Here is a 12,210-nt window from a genome sequence, read left to right as displayed (position 1 = left end):
ATAAAATAGTATTCTATTTTTCTACAGGAATTTTATCTACTCGTTTTTGATGTCTTCCGCCTTCAAAAGGAGTTTCTAAAAAGATTTTTACCATATCTACAGCCTGATGTTCAGAAACAAAACGCGCAGGAATACTTAATATATTAGCATCATTATGCTCACGGGCCAGTTTAGTAATCTCTCCCATCCAACATAAAGCAGAACGCACTCCCTGGTGTTTATTAGCAGTCATATTAGCACCATTTCCGCTTCCGCAGATAATAATTCCAAAATCTACTTTTTGGTTTTCAACATCATCGGCTACCGGGTGAACAAAATCGGGATAATCTACACTATCGTCACTATTAGTACCATAGTTAATAACTTCTATTCCCTTGTTTTTTAGATAATCAACTACCTTTTTCTTGTATCCGGTACCGGCGTGATCGTTTCCTATTGCAATTTTCATAATTAAGTTTTTAGCTGTCACAAAGGTAAAAAAACCACTTAGTAACAGCATTATTTTCAATTGTTAATTACTTTTTAAATAAGCTTAAAAATCAAGGCTTTAGTATTGACATAACATTGTGGATAAGCATTGATGAGAAACTGAGAAACTTATTTGCGGTATTCAAATTAAATTTCAATAGCAAAATAATGCTGAGTAAATCAAATTATAAGTCAGCTATTTTTAGTAAAGTTATCAGCACATAAAAACAGGTTGTGAACAGTTATTTATTTTCTAATTATCCCGATTTTATATTAAGGTTAGATTATTAACTTTTGTTAAGTAAATATTAAAATAGTAAGATTTCCAGTCTTTTAGAACTTTAGAAGTATGTTAATAAGTTGTTATAAAACTAAGCTAACTTAAAAACCAAGAAAAGCTTAAAAAAATTGTTCTACAAGTTAACAGGCTATAATAACCATTAGTTTTAATTTTTATAAAAAGAAGAAAAAAGAATAATAATATATAATGTTAATAAGATTGAAAGCTATCTTCTAAAATTGAAATTTGAGGTTTAGATTTCTACATTAGAATTCTTAAAATATAAAAGTCTGGCAATGAATTAAGTGAGAGATTTAAATTTATTAAGAGTTAATTATTAAAGTTTAATTTATTGAAATTCAAGTATTTAAAAGTGTTTTTAATAGTACAGCGAATAATCTGTTGTACTTATGGTTTTTTCCATATAAAGCTGGGCCGATTTAATATGTACCTGGCTTTTTTTATTTAAGGAGAGATTTATAGAAGCAATAAAACCTATTAATCCAAATAGGAAAATTAAAAAGAAGAGGAGCGATATTTTTTTTGCTTTATTCATAGCAAGTTGATTATCAATATTGCAAAGATGACAAGAAAGTGATCCAGCAATCTTAAATTAAAATTAAGAAAAAATTAAGATTTGGATATTTTTATTTTATTTAAAAACAAAAAACGGGGGTTTTTACCCAGTATGGAAAATATGTTAAAAAAATGTAAAATTATTTTGTAAAAGAATAATTTTCAGAGCGCTTAACAAAACTTTAATTGCAAATAGATGTCATGTAATGCAGAAGCCGTAATTTTATACTTTAAATATTGAAATGAGTAAAAAGAATAAAAATAAATCCCAACCCCAGGGTGATCTTACCAAAAGTATTACCGATATCCTTAGAAAGGAACCTGGAAAATCCTTTAATCATAAGCAAATTGCCGCTAAACTTGGAGTTAATGATGCTACAAGCAGAAATAATATTATTAAGAAATTAGCACAGTTGGCCGCAAAAAAACAGATTGAAGAAGAAGAACGCGGAAAGTTTAAAATTAGTAGAAAAGGCAACGATTATTATCGCGCTGTTATAGATATGACCACTAAAGGTTATGCCTATGCGTTGGTAGATGAATTAGAGGATGATGTTTTTATATCTCCCAGGGATCTAAATACGGCGTTTAACGGTGATGAAGTAGAGATCTATATCTATAATCGTAAGCGAAATAAAAAATCTGAAGGAGAAGTAACCCAAATTTTAAAGCGTAAAAGAACCGAATTTGTTGGTGTTCTGGATATGCAAAAAGATTTTGGTTTTGTGGTTATTGGAGATCCAAAAATGTATACCGATATTTTTGTTCAGAAGAACAAAATGGGCGATGCTAAAGACGGCGATAAAGTAGTTGTTGAACTGGAAGAATGGCCAGATAAAGCCGATTCTCCTTTTGGTAAAATTATTCAGGTTTTAGGTACTCCGGGTGAACATCATACCGAGATACATTCTATCCTGGCGCAATATGGTTTACCGCATGAATTTCCGAAGGAAATAGAAGATTTTGCAAACCAAATAGATACTTCTATTCAGCCCGAAGAAATAAAGAAACGTCGCGATATGCGCGATGTGTTAACTTTTACCATAGATCCCGCAGATGCGAAGGATTTTGATGATGCTTTAAGTTTTCAAAAACTGGAAAACGGAAATGTAGAAGTCGGGATTCATATTGCCGATGTTTCGCATTATTTACAACCCGGTACAGTGCTGGACGACGAGGCATATGAGCGTGCAACTTCAGTTTATTTAGTAGATCGTGTAGTACCAATGTTGCCGGAGGTTCTTTCTAACAATGCCTGTTCTTTAAGGCCTAATGAAGAAAAATATACCTTTTCAGCAGTTTTTGAAATAGATAAGAATACCAAAGTGGTGAATGAGTGGTTCGGGAGAACCGTTACTTATTCTGACGCCAGGTTTGCATACGAAGAAGCTCAGCAAATAATTGAAACCGAAAAAGGAGATATTCCTGAAGATATTTCTATTCAGGATAAAGCTTATACGGCTAAAGATGAAATTGTTGATGCTGTTTTAACTATGAATTCAATGGCTAAAAAGATGCGTTCTACCAGAATGCGTCAGGGTGCGATTTCTTTTGATAAAGTTGAAGTTAAATTTCAATTAGATGAAGAAAACGAACCGGTTGGTGTTTACTTTAAAACAGCCAAAGATGCCAATAAACTTATTGAAGAATTTATGCTATTAGCCAACCGAAAAGTGGCTGAATTCATAGGAAAAAGAGACGAAAAGAAAACCTTTATTTATCGTTGTCACGATGAACCCGACGAAGAAAAACTTGTTTCTTTAAATAGTTTGGTTTCAAGGTTTGGACACGGTTTAAACCTTAAAAACCGGAAAACTGTTTCTTCTTCTTTAAATCAATTGCTTCAGGATGTTCAAGGGAAAAAAGAACAGAATTTAGTAGATACGCTTGCTATTAGAACGATGAGTAAAGCTTATTATGGCACCGAAAATATTGGTCATTATGGCTTAGCTTTCGATTATTACTCGCATTTTACTTCACCAATTAGAAGATATCCAGATGTTATGGTGCATAGATTACTGCAGCGTTATCTAGACGGTCAACCTTCAGCAAAAGAAGAGGAATACGATGAAAAATGTCACCACTCCAGCGAAATGGAAGGTCTTTCTTCTAGTGCTGAAAGGGATTCTATAAAGTATATGCAGGTGAAATTTATGATAGATCACCAGGATAGAGAGTTTGTTGGGGTGATTTCCGGGGTAACAGATTTCGGAATATTTGTAGAAATTGTAGAGAATAAATGTGAAGGAATGATTCGCCTGCGAGATATAAAAGGCGATCATTATGATTTTGATGGAGAGAATTATGCAATTGTAGGCAGAAAAACCAAAAAGTCTTATCAGTTAGGAGATGAAGTGATCGTAAAAGTGAAAAATGCCGATTTGGTGAAGAGACACTTAGATTTTACGCTTATCGGTAAGCATGAAGAGTAAAGGTTTTTAAAACAAATAGAGATGAAAAAATATCTTTTTGCACTATTTTTTATGAGTGTTTGTGTGCTAAGCGCTCAGGAACTTACCCAGGATTTAGAAGATTTTAATGAGATTAAAGTCTATAATGGGCTGGAAGTTATTTTAAAGGAAGCGAACCAAAATAAGGCAACAATAACCGGTGAGAACCGAACTGATGTAAAATTCAAGATAGATAACGGGATTTTAAAGGTTAGGATGAGTATTGATGAAATTCTTAGTAATGATAATACCCAAATCACAATTCAGTTTAAAAGACTGGAGAAAATAGATGCACGCCAAAATGCTTCGATAAAAGTTGATTCTATACTGGAACAGGAATTTCTTTATTTAAATGCATCAGAAGGTGCCGATATTTTTGTAGATGTAAATCTTACAAAACTCTATGTAGATTCAAACACCGGAGGCGAAATTGAAGTAGAAGGTAAAACCGAAGATCAGGAAATAGACATCAATACCGGTGGGAAATTTTTCGCGAAAAATTTGAAATCAATAAATACCAAAATAAGTATAAAAGCTGGTGGCGTTGCAGATATTACGGCTAGTGGAAATGTAGAGGCAAAGGTTAGGGCAGGAGGCACGGTAAATGTGTATGGAAACCCTAAAACCTTAGATCAAAATACCCTGTTTGGCGGAAAAATAATTAGAAAAAACTAAAAAGTCTACATTTGTAAAATAATACAATTGTATGTTTCAGGATGTATTAGCAGCCCTACCCTTAGGGCTTTTTTTGGCATTTTTACTTGGTCCGGTATTCTTTGTGTTACTGGAAACTGCTGCTATTAAAGGTTTTAGAGCAGCTTTTGCATTCGATTTAGGCGTTATTGTAGCCGATATTGTATTCCTTTTTGTCGCCTATTTAAGTACCACCAAGCTACTCGCAAGCATTAAAGACGATCCTGCGCTATTTATCTTTGGAGGGATGATTCTCTCCACTTACGGCGTTATGAGCTTTGTACAGACCAAAAAAGTACTTCGGCAGGAAGATGATACCCCCGAGATCAGAAAACTCAGTAAAAGTGATTATATGGGTTTGGCAGTAAAAGGATTTCTGCTAAATTTCATCAATATTGGAGTTTTAGGATTCTGGCTTGGATTAATTATCGTTTTTGGGCCAAAACTGGATATGGAACAGGATCGTATTATGGTTTTCTTCGGAAGCGTTTTGGGTACTTACCTTATACTGGATATTTTCAAGATTCTACTGGCCAAAAAGTTAAACCGAAAACTAACCCCAAACCGAATCTATCTTATGAAAAAGGGGATTAGTATAATGCTCATCGTTTTTGGTGCAATGCTTATTTTTCAGGGCCTTTTTCCTAACCAGGTCAATGGTATTCAAAATCAAATGGAAACAATTTCTCCCAATGATACCATTAAAGAAGATTCAAACTGAAAAATCTATAAAGTTTTGATAATATTTTGAAAAATCTGGTATATCAGAGCTCCGCGAGAAGTGCTTGAATGCTTTTATTTATAAATTTTTAAGCTGAATTATAAAATATAAAAAAGCTCCAGTAAACTTTGGAAGGTTTTTGAGATATCGAGCGTCCCGAGGCTTCGGGAGAACCGCTAAACCAGTCAATTTTGAAATGCTAAACCTTGAATTTTACGCATAAAAAAAGCCCCTTTAAAAAAGGAGCTTTTCTTGAGGCATCGAGCGGATTCGAACCGCTGTACAAGGTTTTGCAGACCTCTGCCTAGCCACTCGGCCACGATGCCCTGTTTCTTTAAGGGTTGGCAAATGTAATAAAAATTTATAGTTTAAAAAATAAAACTAATCGGTGCTGTTCAGGAAGGTTTTGTAAACTACAAATAATAATTTTTTTTTAATGAATTTAGCGAGATTTACTTCTAATTACACTAACCATAGCCACATTCCCACCAATCGGCGGATTGATTTTTGAAACTTCCACCTTCGCTTTTTGTACTAAAATTATTTCATCTAAAACCCTTTTTAAAATACGTTCGGCCACGTTTTCCAGAAGTTTAGAGCGAATTGCCATTTCTTCTTTTACAATTTTGTTTAAATGAACGTAATCTATGGTATCTCCCAGGGAATCGGTTTTAGCCGAATGTGATAAATCACCTTTCACTTTAAGATCTACGCGATAGTCGCTTCCTATTTTTCCTTCTTCATCCAGGCAGCCGTGATAGGCAAATACCCTGATGTTTTTTAACTTAATGCTTCCCAAAAGATTATTTTTTACTCGATAATCGAGATTTATAAGTTTCGCAGCCTGCGCTAATCATTAAGCTCGAAATCAAATGTATTTCAATAATGCCTCGTGAGCTTGCCCCGAGGAGTTTACAAAGATAAGTGGGTGGGCGGTTTAATTCAATATTTATTGCCCTCGATTTTATTATTTTTCTCAGAGATTTGAATTTGAGTTCTGTTGCATTTAAATATATTATTTCTTGTATACCAAAGCTTGGGCGCGGCGATCTATTTTTTGGTAACTTTGCTGCTTATTCCCCGTAAACTTGGAATATTTTGAGCCTGGCTCGAATTTAAAAATAAATGTCTGATTTTAACCTCTTTTATGAGGTTTTTGATTTTAATAAATTATGGCTGAAGAAAGAAAATCGCTCAATTTTATTGAGCAAATTATAGAAGAAGACCTTCAAAATACCCACAAAAAGGAAGAGTTAAAATTCAGGTTTCCACCTGAACCTAATGGATATCTTCATATAGGGCATGCGTCTTCTATCTGCCTCAATTTTGGTTTGGGTGAAAGGTATAATGCTCCTGTAAACCTTCGTTTTGACGATACTAATCCTATAAAGGAAGAGCAGGAGTTTGTAGATGCCATTAAAGAAGACGTTTTATGGCTCGGATTTAAATGGGAAAAGGAATGCTATGCATCAGATTATTTTCAGCAGTTATACGACTGGGCTGTAGAAATGATTAAAAATGGAGATGCTTATGTAGACAGCCAGACTTCAGAAGAAATAGCTATGCAAAAAGGAACGCCTACCGAACCCGGAAAAGAAAGTCCGTATAGAAAACGTTCCGTAGAAGAAAACCTGGAGCTATTTGAAAAAATGAAAAATGGCGAAACTCCTGAACGTGGACACGTTTTGCGAGCAAAAATAAATATGGAATCTCCAAATATGCTTATGCGAGATCCTGTAATGTATCGCTGTTTGCACAAAAGTCACCACCGCACCAAAGATAACTGGAAGATATACCCAATGTACGATTGGGCTCACGGGGAGAGTGATTTCATTGAAAGTATTTCTCACTCTTTTTGTACACTGGAATTTCTACCACACCGCGAATTATATAATTGGTTCGTTGAAAAAGTAAGTAAAGAAGGTGAATTAAAACCTAAACAGCGAGAATTTGCGCGTAGAAACCTTAGTCATACAGTAGTTAGTAAACGTAAACTTATGCAACTGGTGGAGAAAGGCGTTGTTAATTCCTGGGACGATCCCAGGATGCCTACTATTTCCGGTCTTAGACGAAGAGGTTATACCCCTAATTCTATTAGGAAATTTGCCGATTCTATTGGAGTTGGAAAACGGGAGAATATGATAGACGTGGCACATTTAGAGTTTTGCGCCCGGGAAGATCTTAACAAAACAGCACCAAGAGTTATGGGTGTTTTAGATCCTGTAAAGTTGGTAATTACCAATTATGAAGAAGGAAAAGAAGAGTGGTTAGATGCAGAAAACAACCCGGAAGATGAATCAGCTGGTAGTAGGAAAATTCCATTTTCAAGAGATCTGTATATAGAGAAGGAAGATTTCAAAGAAAGTGCGAATAGAAAATTTTTCAGGTTAACGCTTGGGAAAGAAGTACGTTTAAAGAACGCTTATATTATTAAAGGAGAAGAAGTAATAAAAGATTCCGAAGGAAATATAACCGAAATCCATTGTACATACGATCCTAAAAGTAAAAGTGGAAGCGGCACTGAAGAATCTATGCGAAAAGTAAAAGGAACCTTGCACTGGGTTTCTGCAAAACACGCTTTAGAGACTGAAATAAGGCTTTACGATCGTTTATTCAGCGTAGAAAATCCAGATGGCGATAAAGAGAAGGATTATATGGAATTTGTTAATCCCGAGTCATTAGAAGTTATAACAGGTTATGTTGAACCAAGTTTAAAATCGGCAGGAATTCAGGATAAATTTCAGTTTCAACGCATAGGATATTTCTGTGTAGATAAAGAATCTAAAGAGGGGAACCCTATATTTAATCGTACGGTTGGGCTAAGAGATTCCTGGGCAAAGAAGAAATAAGCTGTAATCCATTTGGTTAAGTGGCTTTTTAAGAATATTTTAGTAAAGCATTTTAACATATTAACCGGTTATTAACAGCATAGCCTTAACCCATCTTGTATCTTTGGGTTTAGTAATAACTTAACTAAAAACTATTATGGCAAATACAGGAAGTACACTATTAGCATTAATTACCGGAGCTGCAATTGGAGCAGGAGTAGGTTTATTATATGCTCCAGATAGCGGTGAAAAAACGCGTAAAAAATTAAAAGATGAGTCTAAAAAGGCTCAGGATAGATTGAATAAAAAGTATACTGAGACTTCTTCTAATCTAACCGAAAAAGCTAAACAGGCTCGAGTAGATTTTGAAGAACGTTTAGAGGAAACTCTTTCTTCAGCAAGTCATAAAGCAGATGATATTCTTACTGCTATGGAAACTAAATTAGAAGAGCTTAGAAAGCAGAATGCCAAATTACAAAAAGACGGTAAGGGTGGAGATTCTAAAGACAAACCAAATAAAGCAGTAGTATAGAATCAATTTTATGGCATTCGAAAAACTATCCAGAAGTATTGACGAGTTAAATTATAATCTGAAGGCATTCGCACACAGCAATGCCGAATATTATAAACTTGAATTCTTTAAACAAGCCATGAAAGGGGCCATAGGCCTTGTTCAGGGTTTATTGCTGGGTATCTTTTTCATTTTTGCCTTGATTTTGGTCTCTGTAGCTGTGGCTATACTTATAAGCGAAGCGATTGGTACACCTAGTTCCGGTTATTTTATTGTAGGCGGATTCTATTTTTTATTATTCCTTGGAATATTATTCTTCGGAAGAAAACCCATTGAGAAGTTTCTTTTGGTAAAAGTTTCAAGAAAAGTTTTTAACGATTAATCACTATGAAGGAATATAGTTCATTCAAAGAAATAGATCGGGATTTAAAAATTCTGAAACTTCAAACCAAGATAGACCAGGAAGAGATAAAATTAAATATAGAGCGTACTAAAAGCGCCATGTCTCCTTTATCTCTTATGGGAAGTATTGCTGGGTCTATCTTACAAAAAGCTTTTATTCTTAAAGCTGTAACTAAAATTACCGGCTTAAAAAAGGTAACTGCTTCAGTAAAGAAATAAGCATTTATTATAGATATATTATAAAGGTTTGAAGGTTATTTTTTATCTCCGTCAACCTGAACTTGTTTCAGAGCTTGCTCCGAAATTTGTTCGGAGTTCTAAAATGTTAGATTCTTAAATAAATTCAGAATGACGTATGATTTAGAAAATAAATCTTCAAACCTTTTTTAGTAATACTATTCAAGCTTTTACTACCAATTATTTCCGTTTGGAATCATCCTGATTCTTTTTCTCCTGCTCAATTTCTTCGTTTTTCTTGCGCATAGCTTCCCCAATTTGGTTGGAAGCAGTAAAGGATGCCACCATATTATTCAGCATATCGCTTCCGGCCTGGGGAGAATTAGGTAATAAAATAAGGTTACTGTTAGTTTCTTCACCTATAGCTTGCAATGTGTCATAATGCTGAGTCACCACAATTAATGCTGAAGCTTCCTGGGAGTTTATCCCCACATTATTCAAAACATCTACGCTTTCCTCAAGTCCACGCGCAATTTCCCTTCTTTGATCGGCGATTCCCTGTCCCTGTAAGCGCTTACTTTCGGCTTCGGCACGGGCTTTAGCCACAATCCGTATTCTTTCGGCTTCTCCTTCGTATTCTGCAGCCACTTTCTCGCGTTCTGCGGAGTTTATCCTGTTCATAGCATGTTTTACCTGCTCATCAGGGTCAATGTCTGTTACAAGTGTTTTAATGATGTCATAACCATAATCCTGCATAGATTCGTTAAGTTCACGATTTACAGCGATGGCAATATCATCTTTTCGTTCAAAAACATCATCCAAGATCATTTTTGGAACTTCAGCTCGTACAACATCAAAAACATAGGAAGTGATCTGATCTGACGGACTTTCTAGTTTATAAAAAGCATCGTAAATATTGGTTCTAATTACCTGGAATTGCACCGAAATTTTCAGCTTAACAAATACATTATCCTTGGTTTTGGTTTCTACCAAAACATCAAGCTGCTGTACTTTTAAATTAATTCTACCGGCAATTTGATCTATTACAGGAATCTTTAAATGAAGTCCGGAATTTTTAATGCTTTTAAATTTTCCAAATCGTTCAAGAATTGCCGCTTTTTGTTGGCGAACAGTAAAAATTCCGCTGAAAAGGATAACCAGAAATAAAACAATAATGATGGGGATGAATACGTAGCTAAGCATATTTAAAGTTTATAAATTGATTGTTCACCAAGATAGTGAAACTTTCCTCGATAATCGAGATTAAATGCTCCGAGGCTTTCCTCGAATTCAAATTATATTTTCCAAAAATAATGCATCCAGAGCTTGCTCCGAAGTAGTTTACTTAGCTATGCGGTAGAAGGCAAGAACAAAAAATAGGCTGTTTGAAAAAGATATTAAGACGTCATCCTGAATTTATTTAAGGATCTAATTTGTTATTAATTTGAAACATATTAGAAGCTGAAACAAGTTCAGCTTGACGAAGATTTATAACCCTTCAAACAGCCTACTTTTATAAGTATACTTGAATTATTTTATCCCAGCGTTTTTATCGCTTTTTCCAGGCGGGAAATGGTTTCTTCTTTTCCAATCATTTCAGCGATTTCGTAAAGATCTGGACCTTGCATAGCACCAACTAAGGCTAATCTAAAAGGTTGCATCACTTTTCCAAAACCAACTTCTTTTTGTTGGATCCAGGCTTTTACTTCGGCCTGAACGGATTCTGCTTTAAAATCTTCCTGTTTTTGTAAAACCTGAATTAATTCCTGCATTAGATCGGCTGTATCTTCCTTCCATGCTTTTTTCGCATTTTTAGGATCGTATGAAGTAGGAGCGAGGAAGAAGAAATAACCCTGATCCCAAATATCGTTTACGAAAACAGCGCGTTCTTTCATTAAGCTCACTACTTTTAAAACGTATTCTGAAGAAACTTTAATTTCTTTTTCGTCAATTATCTTTTCCAGCTTTTCAGCGATTACTTTTTCATCTGCCTCGTGCATATAATGTTGCTGAAACCATTTTGTTTTCTCAGGATCAAATTTAGCTCCGCCCTTGTGAACACGGTCTATTGCAAAAGCTTCAACCAGATCGTTAAGTTTAAAGAATTCCTGTTCTGTACCGGGATTCCAACCTAAAAATGCCAGCATATTGGTAACGGCTTCTGGGAAATAACCATCTTCTCTGTATCCTGCAGAAATTTCTCCAGAATTTGGATCTTTCCATTCCAGCGGAAAAACCGGAAAACCTAATTTATCTCCATCTCTCTTGCTTAATTTTCCTTTTCCTTGTGGCTTCAGAATAAGCGGTAAATGCGCAAATTTAGGAGCATCCCATCCAAAAGCTCTGTATAACATAAAATGAAGCGCCAGCGAAGGCAACCATTCTTCACCACGAATAACGTGAGAGATTTCCATTAAATGATCGTCTACAATATTGGCCAGGTGGTAAGTTGGCATCCCATCACTTTTAAATAAAACTTTATCGTCTAAAGTGCTGGTGTCAATTTCCATTTCACCACGAATTTCATCTTTAATATGGAGATTTTCGTATTCAGGAGATTTAAACCTGATCACGTAATTCTCATCGGCATCTAATTTATCTCTAACCTGGTTTTCAGAAAGTGCAAGGGAATTTTGCAATTTCATTCTATTATGCCAGTTATAGATAAATGTTTTTCCTTTTTCTTCGTGGTCTTTTCTATGTGCGTCTAACTCTTCAGCTGTATCAAAAGCATAATAAGCATTATCGGTTTTGATAAGTTCTTCAGCATATTTTCTATAAATATCTTTGCGTTCACTCTGGCGGTAAGGACCGTAATCGCCTTCTTTTCCGGGACCTTCATCAAAAGGAATTCCGCACCAATTAAGTGATTCCACAATATAATCTTCAGCGCTTTCAACGTATCGGTTTTGATCGGTATCTTCTATACGCAACACAAAATCTCCATTGTGTTTTTTGGCAAATAAATAATTATATAAAGCTGTTCTTACCCCGCCAATATGCAAAGGGCCGGTTGGACTTGGCGCAAAACGCACGCGAACTTTAGCAGACATATCTAGTTTTGTTTTTAACTACAAAGATACAACCTTATTAAACGAAACCTA

The 12,210-nt window shown here is 35.0% G+C and carries 11 protein-coding genes and 1 tRNA gene; 7 read left to right on the top strand and 5 right to left on the bottom strand.

The window, feature by feature from the left end:
- Window positions 1-13: 13 nt before the first annotated feature.
- Entirely contained in the window at window positions 14-448 is a 435-nt protein-coding gene (gene rpiB / locus B5488_RS11700) for a ribose 5-phosphate isomerase B (protein WP_079736600.1), read from the bottom strand.
- Between the two features lie 1,118 nt (window positions 449-1,566).
- On the opposite strand from rpiB, the gene rnr reads away from it, so the two are divergent.
- Genes rnr through B5488_RS11685 form a run of 3 tightly spaced genes read left to right on the top strand, consistent with a single transcriptional unit; the run spans window position 1,567 to window position 5,188 of the window.
- Window positions 1,567-3,756: a ribonuclease R gene (gene rnr, locus B5488_RS11695; RefSeq protein WP_079735429.1), complete on the top strand. Its 2,190-nt coding sequence runs from the start codon at window positions 1,567-1,569 to the stop codon at window positions 3,754-3,756.
- 21 nt (window positions 3,757-3,777) lie between these two features.
- Complete coding sequence (locus B5488_RS11690; protein ID WP_079735428.1) at window positions 3,778-4,449, top strand: head GIN domain-containing protein; 672 nt, start codon at window positions 3,778-3,780, stop codon at window positions 4,447-4,449.
- 31 nt (window positions 4,450-4,480) lie between these two features.
- Entirely contained in the window at window positions 4,481-5,188 is a 708-nt protein-coding gene (locus B5488_RS11685; RefSeq protein WP_079735427.1) for a LysE family translocator, read from the top strand.
- Window positions 5,189-5,443: 255 nt separating this feature from the next.
- On the opposite strand, the gene B5488_RS11680 is transcribed toward B5488_RS11685, so the two are convergent.
- Both B5488_RS11680 and folB read right to left on the bottom strand, forming a co-directional pair.
- Window positions 5,444-5,514 (bottom strand) — tRNA-Cys (locus tag B5488_RS11680).
- Between the two features lie 116 nt (window positions 5,515-5,630).
- Window positions 5,631-5,987, bottom strand: coding sequence for a dihydroneopterin aldolase (gene folB, locus B5488_RS11675; RefSeq protein WP_075325371.1), 357 nt, complete (start codon window positions 5,985-5,987; stop codon window positions 5,631-5,633).
- 373 nt (window positions 5,988-6,360) lie between these two features.
- Between folB and B5488_RS11670 the strand changes: the two genes are divergently transcribed.
- The 4 genes from B5488_RS11670 to B5488_RS11655 all read left to right on the top strand — a co-directional run bounded on the left by B5488_RS11670 (window position 6,361) and on the right by B5488_RS11655 (window position 9,148).
- Complete coding sequence (locus B5488_RS11670; RefSeq protein ID WP_079735426.1) at window positions 6,361-8,037, top strand: glutamine--tRNA ligase/YqeY domain fusion protein; 1,677 nt, start codon at window positions 6,361-6,363, stop codon at window positions 8,035-8,037.
- Between the two features lie 136 nt (window positions 8,038-8,173).
- Window positions 8,174-8,548 carry a YtxH domain-containing protein gene (locus B5488_RS11665; RefSeq protein ID WP_079735425.1) on the top strand — a complete coding sequence of 125 codons (375 nt, stop codon included), beginning with the start codon at window positions 8,174-8,176 and terminating at the stop codon, window positions 8,546-8,548.
- A gap of 10 nt (window positions 8,549-8,558) precedes the next feature.
- Window positions 8,559-8,909 (top strand): phage holin family protein, encoded by a 351-nt coding sequence (locus B5488_RS11660; RefSeq protein ID WP_079735424.1) that lies wholly within the window; start codon window positions 8,559-8,561, stop codon window positions 8,907-8,909.
- 5 nt (window positions 8,910-8,914) lie between these two features.
- Window positions 8,915-9,148, top strand: coding sequence for a DUF6327 family protein (locus B5488_RS11655; protein ID WP_079735423.1), 234 nt, complete (start codon window positions 8,915-8,917; stop codon window positions 9,146-9,148).
- Window positions 9,149-9,346: 198 nt separating this feature from the next.
- On the opposite strand, the gene B5488_RS11650 is transcribed toward B5488_RS11655, so the two are convergent.
- Both B5488_RS11650 and gltX read right to left on the bottom strand, forming a co-directional pair.
- On the bottom strand, window positions 9,347-10,309 hold the full coding sequence (locus tag B5488_RS11650; protein ID WP_079735422.1) for an SPFH domain-containing protein: 963 nt from the start codon (window positions 10,307-10,309) through the stop codon (window positions 9,347-9,349).
- Window positions 10,310-10,641: 332 nt separating this feature from the next.
- The gene (gene gltX / locus B5488_RS11645) at window positions 10,642-12,159 is read right to left on the bottom strand and encodes a glutamate--tRNA ligase (RefSeq protein ID WP_079735421.1); all 1,518 of its coding nucleotides are present in this window, start codon (window positions 12,157-12,159) and stop codon (window positions 10,642-10,644) included.
- Window positions 12,160-12,210: the final 51 nt, after the last annotated feature.

The organism is Salegentibacter salegens, from assembly GCF_900142975.1.
Lineage (GTDB): Bacteria > Bacteroidota > Bacteroidia > Flavobacteriales > Flavobacteriaceae > Salegentibacter > Salegentibacter salegens.
Note: the sequence above shows the minus strand (reverse complement) of the source record. Positions and strands in the feature narration are given on the sequence as shown.

Coding starts and splice junctions, on each gene's coding strand:
- B5488_RS11660 (WP_079735424.1), top strand. CDS start 8,559: ATGGCATTCGAAAAACTATCCAGAAGTATTGACGAGTTAAATTATAAT.
- B5488_RS11650 (WP_079735422.1), bottom strand. CDS start 10,309: ATGCTTAGCTACGTATTCATCCCCATCATTATTGTTTTATTTCTGGTT.
- B5488_RS11665 (WP_079735425.1), top strand. CDS start 8,174: ATGGCAAATACAGGAAGTACACTATTAGCATTAATTACCGGAGCTGCA.
- rnr (WP_079735429.1), top strand. CDS start 1,567: ATGAGTAAAAAGAATAAAAATAAATCCCAACCCCAGGGTGATCTTACC.
- rpiB (WP_079736600.1), bottom strand. CDS start 448: ATGAAAATTGCAATAGGAAACGATCACGCCGGTACCGGATACAAGAAA.
- B5488_RS11690 (WP_079735428.1), top strand. CDS start 3,778: ATGAAAAAATATCTTTTTGCACTATTTTTTATGAGTGTTTGTGTGCTA.
- B5488_RS11685 (WP_079735427.1), top strand. CDS start 4,481: ATGTTTCAGGATGTATTAGCAGCCCTACCCTTAGGGCTTTTTTTGGCA.
- gltX (WP_079735421.1), bottom strand. CDS start 12,159: ATGTCTGCTAAAGTTCGCGTGCGTTTTGCGCCAAGTCCAACCGGCCCT.
- B5488_RS11655 (WP_079735423.1), top strand. CDS start 8,915: ATGAAGGAATATAGTTCATTCAAAGAAATAGATCGGGATTTAAAAATT.
- B5488_RS11670 (WP_079735426.1), top strand. CDS start 6,361: ATGGCTGAAGAAAGAAAATCGCTCAATTTTATTGAGCAAATTATAGAA.